Source organism: Bradyrhizobium sp. G127 (assembly GCF_021502575.1).
GTDB lineage: Bacteria > Pseudomonadota > Alphaproteobacteria > Rhizobiales > Xanthobacteraceae > Afipia.
Genome location: NZ_JAKFGN010000001.1, coordinates 1,135,280 through 1,156,255, shown reverse-complemented (window position 1 = coordinate 1,156,255; position 20,976 = coordinate 1,135,280). Strand labels below are relative to the sequence as shown.

The 20,976-nt window shown below is 61.9% G+C and carries 24 protein-coding genes; 6 read left to right on the top strand and 18 right to left on the bottom strand.

Annotated features, from left to right (window positions below; all coding sequences use genetic code 11):
• The first annotated feature begins 17 nt into the window (after positions 1-17).
• Both LVY71_RS05585 and proC read left to right on the top strand, forming a co-directional pair.
• Positions 18-518, top strand: coding sequence for a type III secretion system chaperone family protein (locus tag LVY71_RS05585; protein WP_235098824.1), 501 nt, complete (start codon positions 18-20; stop codon positions 516-518).
• 177 nt (positions 519-695) lie between these two features.
• Positions 696-1,532 (top strand): pyrroline-5-carboxylate reductase, encoded by an 837-nt coding sequence (gene proC / locus LVY71_RS05580; RefSeq protein ID WP_235098823.1) that lies wholly within the window; start codon positions 696-698, stop codon positions 1,530-1,532.
• On the opposite strand, the gene LVY71_RS05575 is transcribed toward proC, so the two are convergent.
• From LVY71_RS05575 to LVY71_RS05565, 3 genes are read right to left on the bottom strand one after another with little or no spacing between them, the layout of a single operon-like run.
• A complete protein-coding gene (locus tag LVY71_RS05575; RefSeq protein WP_235098822.1) occupies positions 1,533-2,921 on the bottom strand; it encodes an ATP-binding protein in 1,389 nt (462 codons plus the stop codon).
• A 16-nt stretch (positions 2,922-2,937) separates the two neighbouring features.
• Positions 2,938-3,663: a response regulator gene (locus LVY71_RS05570; RefSeq protein ID WP_235098821.1), complete on the bottom strand. Its 726-nt coding sequence runs from the start codon at positions 3,661-3,663 to the stop codon at positions 2,938-2,940.
• On the bottom strand, positions 3,660-4,196 hold the full coding sequence (locus LVY71_RS05565) for a MarR family winged helix-turn-helix transcriptional regulator (RefSeq protein ID WP_235098820.1): 537 nt from the start codon (positions 4,194-4,196) through the stop codon (positions 3,660-3,662). Before LVY71_RS05565 ends, LVY71_RS05570 begins: the two co-directional genes overlap by 4 nt.
• Before the next feature lie 306 nt (positions 4,197-4,502).
• On the opposite strand from LVY71_RS05565, the gene LVY71_RS05560 reads away from it, so the two are divergent.
• A complete protein-coding gene (locus tag LVY71_RS05560; protein ID WP_235098819.1) occupies positions 4,503-5,615 on the top strand; it encodes a branched-chain amino acid aminotransferase in 1,113 nt (370 codons plus the stop codon).
• 27 nt (positions 5,616-5,642) lie between these two features.
• On the opposite strand, the gene prmB is transcribed toward LVY71_RS05560, so the two are convergent.
• From prmB to uvrC, 5 genes are all read right to left on the bottom strand, one after another.
• A complete protein-coding gene (prmB, locus tag LVY71_RS05555; RefSeq protein WP_235098818.1) occupies positions 5,643-6,653 on the bottom strand; it encodes a 50S ribosomal protein L3 N(5)-glutamine methyltransferase in 1,011 nt (336 codons plus the stop codon).
• Positions 6,653-7,132 carry a molybdenum cofactor biosynthesis protein MoaE gene (locus tag LVY71_RS05550; RefSeq protein ID WP_235098817.1) on the bottom strand — a complete coding sequence of 160 codons (480 nt, stop codon included), beginning with the start codon at positions 7,130-7,132 and terminating at the stop codon, positions 6,653-6,655. Before LVY71_RS05550 ends, prmB begins: the two co-directional genes overlap by 1 nt.
• Positions 7,133-7,139: 7 nt before the next feature.
• A complete protein-coding gene (gene moaD, locus LVY71_RS05545) occupies positions 7,140-7,391 on the bottom strand; it encodes a molybdopterin converting factor subunit 1 (protein WP_235098816.1) in 252 nt (83 codons plus the stop codon).
• Positions 7,388-8,002, bottom strand: a complete 615-nt coding sequence (gene pgsA / locus LVY71_RS05540; protein WP_235098815.1) for a CDP-diacylglycerol--glycerol-3-phosphate 3-phosphatidyltransferase — start codon at positions 8,000-8,002, stop codon at positions 7,388-7,390. The genes moaD and pgsA overlap by 4 nt, the downstream gene beginning before the upstream one ends.
• 86 nt (positions 8,003-8,088) lie before the next feature.
• Positions 8,089-10,146, bottom strand: coding sequence for an excinuclease ABC subunit UvrC (gene uvrC, locus LVY71_RS05535; protein ID WP_235098814.1), 2,058 nt, complete (start codon positions 10,144-10,146; stop codon positions 8,089-8,091).
• A 267-nt stretch (positions 10,147-10,413) separates the two neighbouring features.
• On the opposite strand from uvrC, the gene LVY71_RS05530 reads away from it, so the two are divergent.
• On the top strand, positions 10,414-11,040 hold the full coding sequence (locus LVY71_RS05530; protein ID WP_235098813.1) for an outer membrane protein: 627 nt from the start codon (positions 10,414-10,416) through the stop codon (positions 11,038-11,040).
• A gap of 133 nt (positions 11,041-11,173) precedes the next feature.
• Here LVY71_RS05530 and LVY71_RS05525 read toward each other — a convergent pair whose 3' ends face one another.
• From LVY71_RS05525 to LVY71_RS05515, 3 genes are all read right to left on the bottom strand, one after another.
• Positions 11,174-11,386 (bottom strand): cold-shock protein, encoded by a 213-nt coding sequence (locus LVY71_RS05525; RefSeq protein ID WP_235098812.1) that lies wholly within the window; start codon positions 11,384-11,386, stop codon positions 11,174-11,176.
• 285 nt (positions 11,387-11,671) lie between these two features.
• Positions 11,672-12,532: a 23S rRNA (adenine(2030)-N(6))-methyltransferase RlmJ gene (locus tag LVY71_RS05520; RefSeq protein WP_235098811.1), complete on the bottom strand. Its 861-nt coding sequence runs from the start codon at positions 12,530-12,532 to the stop codon at positions 11,672-11,674.
• Positions 12,533-12,574: 42 nt separating this feature from the next.
• Complete coding sequence (locus LVY71_RS05515; protein WP_235100019.1) at positions 12,575-13,216, bottom strand: ribonuclease T2 family protein; 642 nt, start codon at positions 13,214-13,216, stop codon at positions 12,575-12,577.
• A gap of 207 nt (positions 13,217-13,423) precedes the next feature.
• Between LVY71_RS05515 and LVY71_RS05510 the strand changes: the two genes are divergently transcribed.
• Positions 13,424-14,275 carry an IS1595 family transposase gene (locus tag LVY71_RS05510; RefSeq protein WP_235098810.1) on the top strand — a complete coding sequence of 284 codons (852 nt, stop codon included), beginning with the start codon at positions 13,424-13,426 and terminating at the stop codon, positions 14,273-14,275.
• A 440-nt stretch (positions 14,276-14,715) separates the two neighbouring features.
• Here LVY71_RS05510 and LVY71_RS05505 read toward each other — a convergent pair whose 3' ends face one another.
• Together LVY71_RS05505 and LVY71_RS05500 are read right to left on the bottom strand one after the other, a co-directional pair.
• Entirely contained in the window at positions 14,716-15,153 is a 438-nt protein-coding gene (locus LVY71_RS05505) for an RNA-binding protein (protein ID WP_235098809.1), read from the bottom strand.
• 529 nt (positions 15,154-15,682) lie between these two features.
• A complete protein-coding gene (locus LVY71_RS05500) occupies positions 15,683-16,153 on the bottom strand; it encodes a hypothetical protein (protein WP_235098808.1) in 471 nt (156 codons plus the stop codon).
• Between the two features lie 175 nt (positions 16,154-16,328).
• Between LVY71_RS05500 and LVY71_RS05495 the strand changes: the two genes are divergently transcribed.
• Positions 16,329-16,622, top strand: a complete 294-nt coding sequence (locus LVY71_RS05495; RefSeq protein ID WP_235098807.1) for a hypothetical protein — start codon at positions 16,329-16,331, stop codon at positions 16,620-16,622.
• Between the two features lie 911 nt (positions 16,623-17,533).
• Here the strand turns inward: LVY71_RS05495 and LVY71_RS05490 are convergent.
• The 5 genes from LVY71_RS05490 to hisS form a co-directional block, all read right to left on the bottom strand.
• Entirely contained in the window at positions 17,534-17,749 is a 216-nt protein-coding gene (locus LVY71_RS05490) for a hypothetical protein (RefSeq protein ID WP_235098806.1), read from the bottom strand.
• Between the two features lie 167 nt (positions 17,750-17,916).
• Complete coding sequence (locus LVY71_RS05485; protein ID WP_235098805.1) at positions 17,917-18,312, bottom strand: thioesterase family protein; 396 nt, start codon at positions 18,310-18,312, stop codon at positions 17,917-17,919.
• 16 nt (positions 18,313-18,328) lie between these two features.
• Positions 18,329-18,586, bottom strand: coding sequence for a tautomerase family protein (locus LVY71_RS05480; protein ID WP_283842504.1), 258 nt, complete (start codon positions 18,584-18,586; stop codon positions 18,329-18,331).
• A 61-nt stretch (positions 18,587-18,647) separates the two neighbouring features.
• Positions 18,648-19,058, bottom strand: a complete 411-nt coding sequence (locus LVY71_RS05475) for a DUF2000 family protein (protein ID WP_235098803.1) — start codon at positions 19,056-19,058, stop codon at positions 18,648-18,650.
• A 12-nt stretch (positions 19,059-19,070) separates the two neighbouring features.
• Positions 19,071-20,645, bottom strand: coding sequence for a histidine--tRNA ligase (gene hisS, locus LVY71_RS05470; RefSeq protein ID WP_235098802.1), 1,575 nt, complete (start codon positions 20,643-20,645; stop codon positions 19,071-19,073).
• Positions 20,646-20,976 lie beyond the last annotated feature (331 nt).

Below are 20,976 nucleotides of genomic sequence, written 5' to 3'. Positions count from 1 at the left end.
CTCAGGGTGAAGGCAGCATGTCCCATCTGGACATCATCACGGATTCGCGAAGCAGCCCGCTTTCGGTTGTCGAGGAGATCGCCTCCTCCAACGACTGGTCGTTCGAACGCTCGGGCCAGGACGAGATCACGATCCTCACGCAAGGCCAGTGGACCGACTACCAACTGTCCTTCACCTGGATGGGCGAGATCGACGCGCTGCATCTGGCGTGTACGTTCGACATGAAGATTCCGGAAGCCCGCCGAGGCGAAGTGCAGCGCCTGATCGCCGCGATCAACGAGCAATTATGGGTCGGCCATTTCGACGTCTGGCTCGCTACCGGCTCGGTGATGTACCGGCAGGCGCTGATCCTGCCGGGCGGCCTCACGGCAACGCCCGCGCAATGCGAAATGATGCTGGAGGGCGCGCTGCACGCCTGCGAGCGTTATTACCCGGCGCTGCAGTTCGTCACCTGGGCCGGCAAGACCGCGCAGGAAGCCATGACCGCAGCCATGTTCGATACGGCGGGCGAGGCATAAGCCTCGTTTATTTAGCGAGAGTTCGTCCGGACGCTCACCAAACATGCAATGTCGTCCCCGCGAAAGCAGGGAGCCATTCGTTGAATTGCGCGATAACTTGTTGCGCTCCCGCTCATTCAATAGAACTCTGTGGTTATGGGTCCCCGCTTTCCGGGGACAACCCGGGTAAATTGAATCATGGCAACATCAACCTCCTCCTCGGACGCGCTGAAAAACTTCGCCGGCACCCTCGTCCTCGCAGGCGCGGGCAAGATGGGCGGCGCGATGCTGTCCGGCTGGCTGGCGCAGGGCATCGAGGCGAAAAGCGTCGTCGTAATCGAACCGCACCCGTCTGACGAAACCCGCGGCTTTGCAGCACGCGGCGTGCGCCTCAATCCGGATGCAAAGGACATCCGCGCCGACGTGCTGGTGGTCGCCGTCAAGCCGCAGATGTTTCGCGAGGCGGGTCCGCAACTCAAAGCACTGGTTGGTCCATCCACGCTTGTGGTGTCGATCATGGCGGGCACCACCATTGCAGGCATCACCGAGATCTGCGGCGGCAAGGTGATCCGCGCCATGCCGAACACGCCTGCCGCGATCGGGCGCGGCATCACGGTGGCCGTCCCTGCGCAAGGCGTCACCGCGAAGCAGCGTACGGTCGCCGACGCACTGCTGCGCGCCACCGGCGGCGTGGAATGGGTCGAGGATGAAGCGCTGATGGATGCGGTCACTGCCGTGTCGGGCTCGGGCCCGGCCTACGTATTCCTGCTCGCGGAAGAACTCGCGCGCGCCGGTGTCGCAGCCGGACTACCTGAAGCGCTGGCCACGAAGCTCGCGCGCGAAACCGTCGCCGGGTCGGGAGAACTGCTGCACCGCTCGGATCTCGACAGCGCGACCTTACGTCAAAACGTGACTTCGCCCGGCGGCACGACAGCGGCGGCGCTCGATGTGCTGATGGGACTGGATGGTTTCCATCCGCTGCTGAGCCGCGCCATTGCCGCCGCGACCAGGCGCTCGAAGGAACTGGCGAAGTAGTTACACCGGCACGCGCACCGTCGCGCGCAGTCCACCCATCGGGCTGTCGCCGAGCGTGATGTCACCACCATGCGATCGCGCAATGTCTCGCGCAATCGCGAGACCCAATCCCGTACCGCCCTCGTCCTGATTGCGCGCGTCGTCGAGCCGCAGGAACGGCTTGAACACTTCCTCGCGCATGTCGGGAGGAATTCCGGGGCCATCGTCGTCGATCGTTACCGTCAGATAGCGATGATCGCGGTGGCCGGTGATGGCAATCGCATCGCCATGGCGCGCGGCGTTCGAGACCAGATTGGCGAGACAGCGCTTGAAGGACGCAGGCTTGACGATCACGACCGGCAGACCATGGAAGACAACCGTGGCAGCGTGGCCGTGGCGCTCGGCGTCGCTACGCAATTCTTCCAGCGCCTGCTCCATATCGGTCGGCTGCGCCTGCTCGCCGCTGTCGCCGCGCGCGAAGGCGAGATAGGCCTCCAGCATGCCGCTCATCTCGTCGACGTCCTTGCGCATGCCCTCGACTTCCGGACTGTCGCCGATCAACGCCATCTCAAGCTTGAACCGGGTCAGGATGGTGCGCAGATCGTGAGACACACCCGCCAGCATCGCAGTGCGCTGCTCGATGCTGCGCTCAACCCGCGATTTCATTTCCATGAAGGCAAGTGCCGCGCGGCGAACCTCGCGCGCGCCGCGCGGCCGGAAATCCGGCACCTCGCGGCCTTTGCCAAAACTTTCCGCAGCATCGGCAAGCCGCAGGATCGGCTTGATCTGGTTGCGCAGGAATAGCACCGCCACGATCAGCAGGATCGATGAGGTGCCCACCATCCAGAAAATGAAGATTTCCGAGTTCGACGCATAGGCCGCGCTGCGCTGCGCGAACACACGCATCACCGTGTCATCGAGCTTGATGCGGATTTCCACCAGCGACGAGCGCCCCACCGTGTCGATCCAGAACGGCCGCCCGATCTGGCGCGACAGCTGCACGGACAACGTCTGATCGAGCAGGGAGAAGAAGGGTTTCGGCCCCGGCGCCGGCATGTCGTTGACGGGAAGGAAGTCGACCACCAGCCCGAGACGCTGCTGCGCTATCCGCTTGATCTGCGTGCGGTCCTTGTCCTGCGGATAGGTCTTGTAGATGTCCATCAGCGCGGCGATATCCTGCACCACGGCAGCGGACAGACGCCGCGTCACCGTATTCCAGTGCCGCTCCATGAACACGAAAGCGACCACCGACTGCAGCACCACCATGGGGACGATGATGATCAGCAGCGCGCGGGCATAGAGCCCCTTGGGCATCAGTTCCTTGAACCAGCGGCCCAGCCATCCGCTGGCGCTGGACACTCGCCGCGAGGCGGTACGGATGAAGGTAAGACCAATGTCCAGCGTGCTCATGACGCGTCCGGTCCGGTCACGGCGACGCCACGAGGCGATAGCCGATACCGCGCACCGCCTGAAGGAACAGCGGATTGGCGGGATCGCGCTCGATCTTGCGCCGCAGCCGGTTGATCTGGACGTCCACCGCGCGCTCATTGACCGAGCCGTCGCCGCCGGTCAGCGCGCCGCGCGGCACCGTTTCGCCCGGGGTCGCCGCGAGGATACGCAGCATATCGCGCTCGCGATCGGTGAGGTGGACGATCCTGTCGCCGTCGCGCAGTTCACCGCGTTCCAGATGATAGACGTAGGGCCCGAACGCGACCGATTCCACCGGCGGCGCGATGACAGGCGCCGCGCGCTTGAGGATGTTGGCGATCCGCAGCACCAGTTCGCGCGGCTCGAACGGCTTCGCGACATAATCATCCGCGCCGATCTGCAAACCTTCGATGCGGCTTTCCGCCTCGTGCCGCGCGGTGAGCATGATGATCGGCACCGCCGAAGAGGTGCGGATAAAACGCGCGAGATCGAAGCCGGTTTCTCCCGGCATCATGACGTCGAGGATCAGGAGATCGAAATGCAGGCCGAGCAGTTTGGCGCGCGCGTCGGCGGCGCTCTTGGCCGTGGTAACGCGATAACCTTCGCCGGCGAGAAACCGCGACAGCAAATCCCGAATGCGGCGATCGTCATCGACCAGCAGAAGATGCGGCGCATCGTCGGCGGGCTTGCGGCTGCTTCGCACCGATGTCGCGATCTCGCTCACCTTGCGTCCTTCGCCTTGCGGCCGGTCCTGAGAATGACGTCCAGCACCTTGTCGGGATCCTCATGGTCGATCATGCCCAGCAGGAACTGGCGCGTGCCATCCGCTGCCGCCGGACTCATGCCTTCAAGGGCGCGGTTGATCCGCGCGGTCTGCAAACCGGCCAGCTTCGCCACCAAGGCCTCACCCTTTGCCGTGGCGAAAAGAAGACGCTGCCGCCGGTCGTTATCGCCCGCCTTCTGAACGATATAGCCCTCATCGAGAAGCTGTTTCAGCACACGTCCGAGCGACTGCTTGGTGATCCGCAACACGTCGAGCAGGTCCGCCACCTTGAGGCCCGGATAGCGGGTGACGAAGTGCACCACGCGATGGTGGGCCCGGCCGAATCCGAATTCTTCCAGCACATGATCGGCATCTCCGACGAAGTCCCGGTAGGCGAAAAACAGGAGTTCAATAATGTCCCAGCGCAAAGGACCAGCCTCCGGCGACGACGCGGAAGCGTCGGCGGGGGCAGCGGGATAGTCCCCTGCGTTCATAAATTTTATGTCAGCCATATTGACGTATATAGGTTTCAATGTTACCAAAATGACGATGTCGACGAAATATTAGTTCGTTTTGTTCGTCGTCCTTGGTCCTTAAGTTCGCACACAGCTGTGTATCGACGGCGGTCCAAGTCGCAATTTCGTTCATCGTGCGATTGTCGAACAGCATTTCGGCAAACATACTGGACTTCGCGCCTTCCGCCAAAGCGGAAACCGGCCCTGGGGCCGGCGGGCCAGGGGTCAGACCTGAATCAGCAGCCCGCCGCCGCGTGGACTGAATCAAAAGCTGGGAGGATAGCCATGGGAGTTTCGTTCGAGAAGATCGACGGCACCATCCTGATCGATTTCGAAACGAGGCCTTCGCCGAATCCGACGCCGGATGAGGAGCGCGCAGCGAAACTCATTGACCTCGGATTCGGCCGGATCTTCACCGATCACATGGCGGTCGTTCACTACAGCCAAGCGAAGGGCTGGTATGACGCGCGCGTGGAATCACGCGCCAGCTTCCTGCTCGATCCGGCCACTGCCGTCCTTCACTACGCCCAGGAGATTTTCGAGGGCCTCAAGGCCTACAAGCGCGACGATGGCGGCGTGAACCTGTTCCGCCCCGACGCCAATGCCCGGCGCTTCCGGAGTTCTGCCGACCGGATGGCCATGGCGCCGCTGCCCGAGCCTGTGTTCATCGAAGCGGTCGAACAGCTCGTGCGCATCGACCGCGAATGGATACCCGGTGGCGAGGGCAGTCTCTATCTGCGGCCCTTCATGATCGCGACCGAGGTCTTCCTCGGCGTGAAGCCGTCCACGGATTACGTTTTCGCCGTGATCGCATCGCCGGTCGGCTCCTATTTCAAGGGCGGACCTGCACCCGTGTCGATCTGGGTGTCGGAGACTTACACCCGCGCCGCGATCGGCGGCACCGGCGCCGTCAAATGCGGCGGCAACTACGCCGCAAGCCTGCGCGCGCAGGCCGAAGCCATCGAACATGGCTGCGATCAGGTGGTCTTCCTTGATGCGGTCGAGCGCCGCTACATCGAGGAACTCGGCGGCATGAACGTTTTCTTTGTGTTCGACGACGGATCGCTGCTGACGCCGCCGCTCGGCACGATCCTCCCGGGCATCACCCGGGATTCGATCATCACGCTGGCGAAAGACGTGGGCAAGCGCGTGCGCGAAGAGACCTACACCATCGACCAGTGGCGCGCCGACGCAGCCAGCGGAAAGCTGAAGGAGGCCTTCGCTTGCGGCACGGCAGCCGTGATCTCGCCGATCGGCAAGGTCTGCTCGACGAGCGGCGATTTTCTGATCAACGGCGGTGCCGCGGGTCCCGTCGCGATGGGGCTTCGCAAGCAACTGGTCGACATCCAGTACGGTCGCGCGGCCGACCCGCACAACTGGATCCGAAAGGTTCTGTGACCGGCGGCGGAATTATTCCATCGCCTCTTACAACGCCTCAGCCGGAATCCAGAACACCTCGCCGTCGGAGTCCTCGGTGTCGAGCCAGAGCAGCGGCAGGTTGGGATAGGCATCACCCAGCACATCGCGGCCGCGGCCGATCTCGCACAGCAGGCCGCCGTCCGGCGTGAGGTGATCCTTTGCCGCATCGAGAATTCTGCGCACGATGTCGAGCCCGTCGTCACCGCCGTCGAACGCAATCGACGGCTCGTGCAAACACTCGTGCGGCAGGCCTTCCATGCCTTCGGCATCGACATAGGGCGGATTGGTGATGATGAGATCGTAACGTTCGTCATCCAGAGCATCGAACAGATCGCCCTGGTAGAGCGACACGCGATCCTCGAGGCCGTAGTCAGCGACATTGCGCGCGGCCACCGCCAGCGCATCGCCTGAAATATCCACCGCATCCACGGTCGCGTTGGGGAAACTTTGACACGCAAGGATCGCGAGACATCCGGAGCCTGTGCACAGATCCAGCACGCGCGTAACATTGCCCGGATCGTCGATCAGCGAGCCGCCCTCCTCCTCGATCACGCCGCCGAAATGCGAATCCAGCAGTTCTCCGATGAAGGAGCGCGGCACGATCACCCGCTCGTCCACATAGAACGGCAACCCGCGCATATAGATCTTGTTGACGAGGTAGGCTGCCGGTTTCCGCGTGGCAATGCGCTTGTCGAAGAGAGCGAGAATCTTCGCAGCTTCATGCGAGGTAACCCGCGCATTCGCGAACATCTCGAACTGGTCGGGATGCAGATGCAGGACCTCGCAGACAATGAACGCCGCCTCCGCCACCGGATCGGTGGTACCGTGGGCGAACACCACTCCCGCCTCGACAAAGCGGCTAACGCCGTAGCGCATCAGGTCGAGCAGTGTCAGCAACTCGCCGTGCGCAGGCCTGAACGACTTCATGGGCTTCAGAACGGCCTTCTTTCTTGTGTCGCCCCCGGCGCGTTTTGCGGATGCCTTCTTCGCGGCAACGGACTTCGATTTCTTGGCCATTATTTTTTCCACCGCGCCGCTGCATTGTCGTCATGAGCCTGCGCATCGACCCATGTCTTCTTTAAAGAGTCTTTGCCGTCCGCGCGCTCCTCGGATTTCCAGAACGGCGCGTTGGTCTTGAGATAGTCCATCAAAAATTCCGCCGCCTGAAACGCCGCCTCGCGATGTACCGAGGCCGTCAGCACCAGCACGATGTTGTCGCCCGGCACCACGCGGCCATAGCGATGAATCACCGTGACGCCGGTCAACGGCCAGCGCGCGATCGCCTCGGAGACATGCCGCCCGATCTCGGCTTCCGCCATGCCGGGATAATGCTCCAGCGTCATCGCGGCGATGGCGTCCTTGCCCGCGCCGCCTCGGCAGATGCCCGAGAACGACACCACGGCGCCAATGTCGGTGTTGCCTGTTGTCAGTGCCGCGATTTCCGCCGCGATGTCGAAATCGGCGGACTGGATCCGGATGGTGACGGGGACCGTCATTGTGGGATTAACCGCCGGTCATCGGCGGAAAGAACGCGATCTCGCGGGCGCCGGCAATCGCCGTATCAGGCTTCACGTGGGTACGGTCGATGGCGGCGCGGATCGTCTTCGGCGAGGCAAAGGCGCTGGCGTATTCTTCACCGCGCGCCACCAGCCACTGCATCAGGTCGGCGACCGTGCGCACACTCGCTGGCGGCTCGACAGTTTCCTCGGTCTTGCCGACCCGCTCGCGCACCCATGCGAAATAAAGAACCTTCACCGGTCTTCCTCGGTCAGGTGATGGATTCCCGCGCGGAGGTAATCCCATCCGGTGTAGATGGTGAGAATGGCCGAAATCCACAACAGCACGATGCCGATCAGGATGGTCGGCGGCAGGATCATTTCGCCGGCCTCGCCCGCGATCAGGAAGCCGATGGCGACGAGTTGAACCGTGGTCTTCCACTTCGCCAGTTGCGACACCGGTACGCTGATGCGGATGACAGCGAGATATTCGCGCAGCCCCGACACCAGAATCTCGCGGCACAGGATCACGATGGCCGCCCACAGCGACCAGCCCCGAATGGTCTCGTCCGCCGCCAGCATCAGCAGGCACGACGCCACCAGCAGCTTGTCGGCAATGGGGTCCAGCATCTTGCCCAGCGACGACTGCTGATCCCACATCCGCGCATAATAGCCGTCGAGAAAATCGGTGATGCCTGCCGCGATGAAAACGAACAGCGCCACCCAGCGAAGCCACAGCGGCGCGCCCATGATGGACTGCGCATACATGCAGCCGATCACCACCGGAATGGCGGCGATCCGGGAGTACGTCAGGATATTTGGCAAAGACAGCGAGCGCTTCGCCGGCTTCGGAGTGACGAGACTGACCATGCGGTTACCAATACTGCGAAAACGCCCGCGTCAACAGCCCGGCTGACGCATTTCGGACAAGCCTAAAATCCGGGCGGTGGGGGCTGCTAGCCGTTACCCGGATGGAAGAAATCGAAGATTTTGCGCGCGCTTTCGGCGCTGACGCCCGGAACCTTGCCAAGATCGGCCACCGAGGCCCGCTCGATCTCCTTCAGGGTCCCGAAATGATGCAGCAACGCGCGCTTTCGTGACGGCCCGATGCCGGGAATTTCCTGCAATCCGGCCTCGCGGATGTCTTTCTTACGCAGCTTGCGATGCGAGCCGATGACAAACCGGTGTGCCTCGTCGCGCAGCCGCTGGATGAAATACAGCACCGGGTCGCGCGGCTCGAGCTTGATGGAGGGCCGGTCCGGCATGAACAGGGTCTCACGGCCGGCGTCGCGGTCCGGCCCCTTGGCGACCGCGATCAGCGACACCTGCGATAAATTCAGCGACTCGAAGATTTCGCGCGCCGCATTGAGCTGGCCCTGGCCGCCGTCGATGATGACGAGGTCCGGCCATTGCGGCACGCTGTCGTCGGCCGGTTTCTTGCCCTCCGCAGCTTCGTTGATCAGCCGCTTGAAGCGGCGCTCCAGCACCTCACGCATCATGCCGTAGTCGTCGCCCGGCGCGAGACCCTCCGACTTGATGTTGAACTTGCGATATTGATTCTTCAGGAAACCTTCCGGACCGGCGACGATCATTGCGCCGACCGCGTTGGTACCCTGGATGTGGCTGTTGTCATAGACCTCGATCCGCTGCGGCACGCGCGCCAGACCGAGCGCCGCCGACAGCCCCTGCAACAGGCGTGTCTGTGTTGCGGTGTCGGCAAGCTTGCGGCCAAGCGCCTCGCGCGCATTGGTCAGCGCGTGCGCCACCAGTTCCTTCTTCTCGCCCCGCTGCGGCGTCGACACCTCGACCTTGTGCGCCGCCTTTACGCCCAGCGCTTCGCCGAGCAGATCCTGATCGTCGATGCGATGCGACAGCAGGATCAGTTTCGGCGGCGGCTTGTCGTCGTAGAACTGCGCGAGGAACGAACCCAGCACTTCCTCCGGCGGCATCGCCTTGTCGGCGCGCGGGAAATAGGCGCGGTTGCCCCAGTTCTGACCGGTGCGGAAGAAGAACACCTCGACGCACGAATAGCCGCCCTCCTGATGGATCGCGAACACATCGGCTTCCTCGACCGTGCGCGGATTGATGCCTTGCTGCGACTGGATCGCGGACAGCGCGGCGAGACGGTCGCGGTACAGCGCTGCGCGCTCGAACTCGAGATCGTTCGAGGCCTTCTCCATTTCGCCGGCGAGTTCCTGCTTCACCAGCCGCGAGCGGCCGGAGAGAAAGTCGCTCGCTTCGCGCACCAGTTCGGTATAGCCGGGAAAATCGATCTCGCCGGTACACGGACCGGCGCAGCGCTTGATCTGGTACAGCAGGCACGGCCGCGTGCGGCTCTCGAAAAAGGCATCGGTGCAGGAGCGCACCAGAAACGCGCGCTGCAAGGCCGTGATGGTGCGATTGACCGCACCAACCGAGGCGAATGGACCGAAGTAACGGCCAGGCCGGGTCTGCGCGCCGCGATGCTTGAGAATCTGTGGCGCCCAGTGATCGCCGGTAATGAGAATATACGGAAACGACTTGTCGTCGCGCAGCAGCACATTGAAGCGCGGACGAAGCTGCTTGATGAGGTTGGCTTCCAGCAACAGCGCTTCGGTCTCGGTCGCAGTCGAGATGATCTCGACGTTGACCGTCGCCGCGATCATCCGCGCGATGCGCGCCACCTGGCCAGTCGGGCGCGCATAGGACGTCAGCCGCTTCTTCACGCTCTTGGCCTTGCCGACATAGAGCACGTCGTTGGCGGAATTGAGCATCCGGTAAACGCCGGGCGAGGTCGGCGCGAGTTTCACGGCGCGCTCGATCGCCGCGCGGCCGACCGCGAGCGTGCCTTCCGGCTCGAACTCGGCCGAGTCATCCACCGGTTCGGGCAGCCGGGCTTCCTCGTCCTCTTCGGCCGGGATCGAGGCCGGATCGACGTCCTGCCCGCGCAGGCTCCGCGCGGACGGTTCCGGCGCGGGAACGTCCGGCACCGGGGGAGCCGGCTGCTGCGTCGGATCGGAGGTGTCGTGAATCATGGTCAGAACTTAAGCGCTGCGAGCCAATTCATCCAGCGTGGGCAGGTGCAGGGAAAGTCCGGGATTCCATCTCACGAAAATCCCGCTGCCGCCAGATTGGTAACACTTTCTTAAGGACGTGAATGGGGCGGCCAGCCGCCTTAACGAGTGTTTAACGTAAAACTCTCGATAAATTTTAGGCACAAAAGGTTGGCTTCCGTAACCATGCGGAACCGCCGCGACCCCGACTGGCAACCGGCGGCAGCGGTGCGCGTGAGGAGAGTTGAGATGAGCAAGATCATTATTGGCGCGATCGCCGCCGCCGCAACATGCGTAACAGCCACGGCGCAGGCCGCGGACATGTATGGCCGGCGTCCCTATTCGCAGCCTTATACGGTCCATCAGCCGCTCGCCAACAGCTGGATGGGTCCGTATATCGGCGGCAATCTCGGCTACGGCTGGGGCGACGTCAGCAACAACGGGGCACGGCCGTCCGGCGTGCTCGGCGGCTTGCAGGCCGGCTACAATTATCAATCCGGTCAGCTGGTGCTCGGCATCGAGGGCGACCTCCAACTCAATTCAGCCGACGATACCTTTGCAGGCTGGAAATTCTCGAACCCGTGGTTCGGCACCGTGCGCGGCCGCCTCGGCTATGCCTTCAACAACGTTCTGCTTTACGGCACCGGCGGTCTCGCGTTCGGCACGCTGAAGACCGAGATGGGCGGCTTCTCCGAAAGCCATACGTCGGCGGGCTGGACGGCGGGTGTCGGCGCGGAATACGCCATCAACCAGAACTGGTCGGCCAAGATCGAATATCTTTATGTCGACCTCAGCGAGAAGACCTTCCTGATGACCGGCCTGCCGAACGGCTATCAGTTCAGCACGATCCGCGTCGGCGTGAACTACCGCTTCTGATCGAAGCCCCCGTCCTTTCATGGTTCATCGATCCCGGGCTTCGCGCCCGGGATTTTGCTTTGCGCCGCGCCTCAGTTGATGCACGCGATCGCGCGCAGCGTGACGCCGCTCCGACCGGATCGTCGTGGCTCGCTCAGGAAACCACGAGATCGACCGCCTTCGGCCCCTTGCCCTTTTTGTCCGGCTCGACTTCGAACGTGATGCGCTGTCCTTCGGTCAGATCCTTCAGTCCCGCGCGCTCGACCGCGGTGATGTGTACGAACACATCGCGCCCGCCGTCGTCCGGCTTGATGAAGCCGTAGCCGCGCTCGGCATTGAAGAACTTGACCGTACCCGTCATGGCCATCGGGAACCCCTCCCCGCAATGCTCCGCCGAAGCGCTAACACGCATCGGCCTGACCGGCATTCACTGCCGAAAAGCATTGGCCTTGAGAGCGGCCCGGAAAAACCGGGAAATCGCTCGGGGCCTCGTCATTCCGCCACGACCATTCGCGGACATGGGACGTAAAGCCAGCCTCACGGCTTCAGCATAATACGCTTCCCGGCAAATTGACCATGGTGCATTTGGGGTTTTCGCGGGCACGCCTCTATTCCGGGCAGCGCGACCGCAGCAGCGGCATACCGCACTGCGTCAGGTCCTGACGGCCTCGACGCGGAAACGCGCGGCGCCGCCCAGCCCGAGCGGCTTTTCGAGTTCGTGCAGGATCGCTTTCAATTCGGCAGCCAGCGTCCACGGCGGATTGACGATCAGCAGTCCCGCCGAAACCAGCCCTGCCTCCGGCGTTTGCGGCGCGACGCTGAATTCGACGCGCAGGCATTTCGATTCCCCGCCGCCGGCATTCGCCACCTGGGCCACATCATCCGCGAGGGTGTCGGTGGCGCGGCGCTCTTTCACCGGATACCAGAGCATGTAGATGCCGGTCGGCCATCTGGCATGCGCGGCGCGGAATCCTTCCGCGAGCCGGATGAATTCATCGCGCTTCTCGAACGGCGGATCGATCAGCACCACGCCGCGCCGCTCGTTCGGCGGCACGAATGCGGTCAGCGCGGTCCAGCCGTCGAGATCGACGACGCGCGCCTGGATGTCGCGGCGGAGCGCGCCGATCAGTTGCTTGCGCACGCCGGATTCGATTTCGCAGGCGACCAGACTATCCTGCGGCCGCAGCAGCGCACGCGCCACCAGCGGCGATCCCGGATAGGCGGTGAGATCGCGCTGCGGATTGAACGCGCGCACAATGTTGAGATAGGGAGCGACCAGCGCCATCACCGGCTCCGACAGCCGCGCCTGCATCAGCCGCGCGATGCCGGTGCGCCATTCGCCGCCGCGCTCGGCTTCGCTGCTGGTGAGATCGTACAGCCCCGCGCCGGCGTGGGTGTCGATCACGCGAAATGCGGCAGGCTTTTCGTGCAGATAGGTGAGGATGCGCGCCAGCACGATGTGCTTGATGACATCGGCGAAGTTTCCGGCGTGAAACGCGTGACGGTAGTTCATGCCGCAGGTGTTACGACATCGGGCGATGAAAGTAACCTGCGCTCATCCCCCGCGCACGGGCGGCATCACCACGTTGCTGCGGCGGCAGGCGCGGCGATCGATTTCCTCACAGGCGCGGAACTGCAGATCCTTGCTCATGCAGATGCGGACTTCGCTGAGCCGCTTGCTGTCGCAGGTGACCGCGATGGCCGAACTGGAAAGGCCGGGATTGGCCTTGATGAAGGCATCCTCGATCTCCGCCGGCGCCACGCTCTTCGGATCGGCCAGCTGAAGATAATCGGCGGGAATCTTCACCGCCGCGCGGGCCTTGCGAATGGCTTCGAAATAGCCGCGCGCGCCCAGCCCCGAACAGGTGCCGTGCTTATCCCACTCGCTGTAGATCAGCCCCGGCGCCGGCATCAGGTCGAGCATCGACGTCATGATGTTGCGCGCCAGACGCGGCGCGGGCCGCTGGCAGTAATTCGGAAAGCCGCGGTCGTATTGCGGCCAAAGCCCATGCACAACGAAGGAAAACGGCCGGCCGGCGCATTGGGTCCGGATGCCGCGGCTGGAATTGCCGCGTTCGCTGGCGGCCTCGCAGAACGACGGCGACCACGACAGCGACAGGACGTAGAAATCGAATTCGCCCGGCGCATTCTGGCGATGGTCCTGCGCCGAGGCCGCGCCCGCGATCATGCCGGCCATCGCAAGGCCGAGCAGCGAAGCGATCAGGCCGCGGGACAAATCAGCAAAGGAAAAACCGGCGGTCGCCGAACCGGACCTGAAACCTGCCGCAAGACCCATGGCTACGCCCCCAAACCTGATGCCCAGCTTGAAGCCTAGTCAGGGGGATGTTCCCCTTGACACAAGTACGACCTAGGGCTAGTGTTCCATCATTGGAGCACGAAACCGATGGCCGCAACCCTTTCAGTCCGACAGTTCTTTGCCCGCTTCCCCGATGACGACGCCTGTCTGGCTCACGTCATGGAGGTCCGCTACGGCCTGCGCCACGTCTGCCGCAAGTGCTCTAAGGAAGCCTCGTTCCATCGCATTGCCGGTCGCAAGGCGTTCGCCTGCGCCCAGTGCGGCGATCATGTGTACCCCTGCGCCGACACCATCTTTCAGGATAGCCGAACGTCGCTCCAGCTTTGGTTCTACGCGATCTTCCTGTTCGTCACGACGCGCCACGGCGTTAGCTCCCGCGAGCTTCAGCGCCAGCTTGGCGTCACACTCAAGACCGCTTGGCGCATGGGCCACAAGATTCGTGAACTGACTGGCCGCGCCGATATGAAGGTGATGCTCAACGGTCATGTCGAAATCGACGAGACTTATGTTGGCGGCGTCTCTGATCGTGAGAACGCATTCAAGAGCAAAACGATTGTGATGGGCCTCAAGAAGCGGGGTGGCCGTCTCCACACTGAAATCATTCCGGATACCAAGAAGGCAACGTTTGAGCGCGTTGTTACGCGGCAAGTGCAGGAAGGCGCGACGATCTCAACAGACGAGCACGTCAGTTACAACTTACTGGAAATCAGCCCTTACGAGCACGGCACCGTGAACCATGGTGCAAAAGAGTACGCTCGCGGCGAGCATCATGTGAACAGCGTCGAATCGTTCTGGCGGATTTTCAAGCTGTCGATTGCTTCGACACACATTCATATTTCGAAGCAGCATTTCGACAAGTACCTGCGGGAATTTACTTTCCGCTCGAACCATCGCGCTCGGGAGAATGCGATGTTTGATCTTCTTGTGGCGTCGCTGTGATCATCAGCGAGAGTGCTTTCTTGAAATCCTTATCGCTCGCTGGCGAGACCCCACGGGCCTCCTCCTGCGCGATAAAGTCCTGTATTCGCTGAGTCTTTATCGCTTCTGAGAGAGTCAGGTATAACATATTGGAATCTCAGGCTGATTCTGCTTCAAGCGTCTTGACTAATCATTATAGTCCTTTATCTAAAAGAAAGAAGGGGCGGTTTCCCGCCCCCTCGAAGATCAAGTTAACAAGAGTTTCGGATACGGCAACGGAGGTGGTGCTCCGAAGCCGTCACGAGAGCGGGAACGTTTCCCACCATCGTGCACGCCGAAACTCGCGTCGCGGTCTGCTACGTCTCGCGACATAGCGGCTCTTTCCTTTCTCCAATGATCACGCTCATTGGAAGCGACCCTTTGCAAGGTGAGGCCTCGGACAATCCGGGGCCTTAACTTTTTTACAGCCGGCGATCCTTCGCGGTGAACAGCGTTGGCTCACTTGGCAGCAAAACCCATTTATTTCCCCGAAGATCAATTTTGCGGTCGCGGTCTTTCAGTCTCGAAAGCTGTGGCGAAAGGCTTGGCCGCACGATGCGCCCGTTGAAATAGCGCGTATTGATCTCAGATAGAATCTCTTGAGCCGTCATTCCCTCTGGCCGATCCTCCAATACCTGGAGCACCGCCTGCATGATCGTGATTTCGGCGGCAGGTTTCTTCGCGTCGAGGGCCTTAATGGCAACATCAACCGCCTCGAACTCTTCGATCATCTCTCGAAGCTGGCCCTCCAAAGTAATCAGCTCTTTTCTCAGTTCTCGCGTTCTCTCAAGCATCGGCTCCAGCTTGGCGACAATTTGCGCCCTCTGCTTTTCGAGTATTTCTCGCGTCGTCTGATTCATGCCTCCTATTCTATAAGTCTTTGCGATACCAATTGCAACAGAGAATTGGTTAACGGAATCCGATGTGGTTAACGAATCCTTAACGGAGTCCGCTGAAAGTTGGCACGGTCTGTGCTACGCGCGCGGTAGTATCTCCAACTTTGGTATTTGGGAAATAAATCCTATGATAGGAATGCGGGCCTCATGCCAGAGGCTCCTTAGCTCTCTGTCTTGAAATTCTCTTGCGGGGAGCTTGGTGGGTTTGAGTGTTCTGATGGCGTAACTATGAACGCCCAAGGTAAAAAACGGCTTAATTAAAATCAAATATTCTAAAAACTGGCCGAAAAATTTACGGAAATTGAACGGTTCCTTTTTCCGTGCAGAAACCGCATTGGAATCAGCTAGATATCGGGGGTCACTTTGACTACTTGTGTCAAGGGGAACATTCCGCTAGTCAGACCACCGGAACATTTCAAGAACAAAATCATCGGCCCGCCCGCAGGAGCGGCACCTGTGACGGGAAGCTATCGGGAAAATCAGCGCGGAAAGCTCAGGGCTTCGCGGCCTTGCAGGACGGGTTATAGGCCCAGTTGCGGTCGAGGCCGACCACGCACCATTCGACGCCGGAATCGAATCCGGCGAAGCCGCCGTCCTCGATGATCGAGTAATGCACCTGACGCGCGCGGCCGTCGGTCAGCATCGCGCTGGCGGTGCAGAAGCGGCGGGGAATGCTGTCGTTTGCCCAGGCCCGGAAAGCCACTTCATGAACGTCGGCGTAGCCGGTGATCTCGAGGCTGGAATTCCAGAACTTGCTCTCTTTTTCAGCGAACTGCTGGGAAATGGTGCCGAGCGCCTCGGCGCATCCACGCATCTCGCCGTCGTAGCGCGGGCCGGACAGCCAGATGCCGCGCTCCAGGACGCTGGCGGCATGGGCCGCCGGGCTGAGCATCGTCAGTCCCGCCACGGCGCCGAGCGCCACGGCCAGAGCGATATTTCGAACTGTCGAGAAAAGGTCGCGCATGGGAGCGGTCCGCCGGAATCCGGGATGTCGTTGCGGCGGAAGGTGCCGCGAAGCCGCCAGCCGGTCAAGTGCAGCGCGGCAACACTTGGCAGCCATCCCCTCTCAAGCCGCACGCGCGTTCTTTCCATGGACCGCCAGCCGCTTTATGGTGACGACAGATTCCAGGGAGAGCACGATGCGGACCACAGGATTGGCGATTTTGGCTGCGGCGTGCGCGCTCGCACTGTCGGCTCCAGCGCAGGCCTATTGGGTGCCGCCGTTCAAGGGCAACGATACCGGCGGCATCATCGCCTATTCGCTCTACAAGGAGGGCGCGGACGTCAAGGCGCTCGCCGTGAATCACTGCGCCAGCTACGGCAAGGGCGTGAAGCTGACCGGCGTGGATGCACAATACGGCGGCTACATTTCATTCGCCTGCGTCTGGGTCCACCCGGGCCATCTCAATCGGCCGCTGCGGGCCGCCTACTGACGCCCCGCTGACTGATCGCATGCAGACTCTCGGCGCGTGTGGCATGCAACTCGCCGAATTGAAGTTCGTCATGGCCGGGCGCCTGTCCTCGACGTGATCGAGGATGACCCGGCTATTCACGTCCATCGTCATTCCGGGGCGCGAGCAGCTTTGCGAGCGAACCCGGAATCCATCATGACAGACAGACTGGATTTCGTATCCGCGTCCAAGAGGGCGCGTCCCGGAATGACGTGATGTGAGCTTTACGTGCTTGCAATGTGCCGGTTCCAATTCAATTTTCAAACAGCTACTTTCATTCGCGCACGTGCAATCGCTCTCGCGCCGCGCGCGAGTTTTTCCTTTAGTCTCGCCCCACGAAACAACGAGGGGCATGGAGCGCCGCGAGGCGCAAATGTCTTGTTTCGCTTCCTCTGCGAAAAGGAAGCGCGTCGCCTCACGGCGCTCCATTCGCGGCGATTTGTGTCCGGGGGACCGTGCTTCCGGGACAGGACGAGCGCGTATCGCGCCTCCGATCCGGCAGGCTTTCGCCCGCCTTCATCCTGTCCTCGTCCAGCCATTGAAGGCAGAGCCACGTAGTTGGCCCGGACGGTGACCCCCGGCCTCCCGGACGTGTGGGTGCGAATCCACATCGCGCAGGCGCCGCATCCTGCTCCGCTTAACGAACGCCCTCGAGAAGCGCCCCCCACGAACAGGACGCTTCGAACTTAAGAGAGGTTTGAAGGGCGGGGATTTGTATCCCCATCACAAAATGTTTCGACTCCTCGTCATTCCGGGGCGAGCGCCTTCGCGAGCGAGCCCGGAATCCATCTTCGCGGTCGCGTCCCGGAATGACGAACTCCCGGATGACGAACTCTCCACGATGACGAAGCAGAAATCACTCTGGAGCGCAGGATGGACACGCCTGGCCGGCGCTACTTCCCGATCTTCCAGGGATCGTACTTTTCTTTGGAATCCGGAACGTTCTTCATCGCCGCCCGCGCCGCGGCCTCTTCCCGCGCCATACGCTTCTGCGGATCTTCGCCCTGGGACGCAGCACTTTCGACCAGCCCGCTGGGACGCCGTCCCTGCGCATGGGCCTGCCCGGACAGCAGAAGGGCAGCCGCTGCAACAATCAACACGAGTCTCATCGCTGTCTCCATTCGAGGCATGGCCGAAACCGGGACATGATCACGAAGCGAAGCCGGTTATCGTAATCATGCCTTAAAAGGTAACGTCATTCCGGCCTATTCCACAACGCATGCCGGGCCGGAGCAATCGGGAATCGTTCAAAAAACATCAACGTCATCTGCCGCGATCAGCCCGCCGCGAGCCGCTTCTCGAAGGCCGCCACATTGACGACGCCGCGCCGGTGGGTGCCCTCGCCGATCTTGCGGTCGCCGTCCCACGCCTCCACCGCAAACAGCACACTCCTGGGATCGACCTCGATCACACGCGACACGGTGCGAACCGTCCGGCCGACCGGCGTCGCCGCCAGATGCCGCACGTTCACCTCCATGCCGACGCTGACATAACCTTCGGGCAAGTGCGGCGAGATCGCATCGCCAGAGGCCTTTTCCATGTGGAGGATCATGATCGGCGTCGCATAGACCGCCGGCATGGCGGGCACGAAATGCGCCACCGTCTTGTCGTGGGTGACGGCGATGGTGTTGGCCGCCGTCATTCCAACCGCGACGTTTTCGAGCAGGCTCATGCGGACAGCCGCACGGCTATTTCTTCTGACGCTCGACGAAGGTCTTGCCGCCCTTCATCTTGTGGGCCAGCGGCGCCTCGTTGATCTGGATGACGACTGCTTCAGCATCGACGCCGAGGTTCTTCACCAGCGCCTGGGTGATGTCGCGCATCATGCCGGCCTTCTGCTCGTCGGTGCGGCCGGTCGCCATGTTCACTGTGATCTCAGGCATTGGTCGTTTCCTTTTTCTTGCTGTGACAGCGGAGAATGTCTTTTTTGGTTGCGCATATTCCATTCGCAAAACCGGTGCCCACGCTCGGGTTACGCCCGAGGGCATGCTTTTTGCGGAAGACGCGCTAGGCGTGAAACTTCAGTCCATCGACGATCTTGTCAACCACCTTACGCTCGGCGCGGAACGCCAGCCCGACCAGATTGAGCTCGGCCCGAATGACGGCCTTCACCGCGGCGCGGTTGGCTTCGTCATGCGTGGTCTTGAACATGTCCTCGGTATAGACGGCGGCCTTCACGTCCCGCGCCAGCGCGCGCTCAAGCGCGCGTGACAGCGCCGGACGGTCCGCGCCGTAGATCAGGATCGGCTGGCCGATCAGCGCATGATAGCGCGTGCCCGACCCATCCTCGTATGGCTCGCCGATGGATTCCGGAAACGCCGCAGCCATGCCGGAGGCGAGAAACGCCGCGACGTTCAGCTTCTGCCAGGGTTCGAGGTCGTTGCGGATGACGAGAGCGATCTTGGTGTCGAATTGCATGGCGCGGTGTTCTTAGTTTCTGGCCCAGGGGACATTGTGCCGTGCAAGCACCTTGCGCACGGCATTCACCAGATCGCTTTCCTTTGCCGCGAACTGCGCCTCGGCCTGCTTCTGGAGATAATCGTCGCGGTCGTCCCCGCTGGCATTGGCGATCTGCGCGCCGAGGATGAGATCCTTGATCTGAACCTCGCCCTTGGCTTTTTCATCGCCGCCCTGAATGACGACGCAAGGCGAATTGCGCCGGTCGGCATATTTGAACTGCACGCCGAGATTGTTCTTCGGATTGCCGAGATAGAGTTCGGCGCGGATGCCCGCATTGCGCAGCGTGGCGACGAATTTTTGATATTGCGCGATCTCGTTGCGATCCATCACCACCACGACCACCGGGCCGAACTCGGGCGTGGTGTCGATCTTGCCCAGCATGGTGAGCGCGGCCTGTAGCCGCGAGACGCCGATGGAGAAACCCGTCGCCGGCACCGGCTCGCCGCGAAAGCGCGACACCAGTCCGTCATAGCGCCCGCCGCCGCCGACCGAGCCGAACCGCACCGGACGGCCCTTCTCGTCCTTGGTCTCAAGCAGCAGTTCAACCTCGTAGACCGGGCCGGTGTAGTATTCGAGGCCGCGCACGACGGAACGATCAACTAATATCCGATCTTCCTTGTATCCAGACGCCTTTGCCAAGTTAGATATTTCAGTTAGCTCGGCGACACCCGTTTTCCCGGTCTCGCCAAGATTCACGCTCGACGTGAACCAAGCCAATCTTTCTTCGTTGCTGTCACTAGGGGCAATGTCCAGAGCCGGCCACTCGGGTACATAACCTTTATCGACGTTCGATACGTAGCCGAGAAAGCGCATTACGTTATCAGCTTGTGGCGAGCTCAGATTCGCCCCAGCAGTAACGTCGCCACTTTCATCTTTACGACCGGTAGTAAGGAGTTGAAAAACGCCTCCCGGTCCTAACCGATCAAGTTTGTCGATCGCCCGTAAAACTGTAAGCCACTGCAAATCATCTATCGGATGAGGAACGCCAAGTGCTTCCTTAAGTCCATCGAGCACCTTGCGGTTGTTGACCTTCACCACGTAGCTGCCGCGCGGAATGCCCAGCGCTTCCATCGTGTCCGCCGCCATCATGCACATCTCGGCATCCGCAGCGGGCGATGCGGAGCCCACGGTGTCGGCGTCGAACTGCATGAACTGGCGGAAGCGGCCAGGGCCGGGCTTCTCGTTGCGGTAGACATAGCCGTGGCGATAGCTGCGATACGGCTTCGGCAGCGTGTCGAAATTCTCCGCGACATAGCGCGCCAGCGGCGCGGTGAGATCGTAGCGCAGCGAGATCCACTGCTCGTCGTCATCCTGAAACGAGAACACGCCCTCGTTGGGCCGGTCCTGATCGGGCAAAAATTTTCCCAGCGCATCGGTGTATTCCATTGCCGGCGTTTCCACCGGCTCGAACCCGTAGCGCTCATAGACCTCGCGGATTTTCTCGACCATCACGCGCGTGGCGGCGATTTCGGCGGGCGTACGGTCCACGAGGCCGCGCGGCAGACGCGCGCGCAGTTTTTGGGGCTTTTTGGGTTTGTCGGCCATGGAGTCCGTGACATGCGGGGAGTGCTGACGGTTACGACACGCGGATTGTCAGCATTTCGAGGGATTATCAGCCGAAACAGGGGCGAGCAAGCATCCCCATCGCCATGCCGGAACAGGTCCGGCGTCACGGACGATCGCGAACGTCAGTTCACCAGCACCGCGCATGTGATCACCAGCAGCACGGCCACGGCCTGAATGATCGCGATGTCGCCGCGCTCATCGGCGGCCAGCCGTCGAAGCCAGCGGTGCATGACAACCTCCCTGAACTTTTCCTGACGCCGCGCGGATCCTTGCCTGGTCCGCGATCAAAGACGGCCGCGCCCGCTTCCGG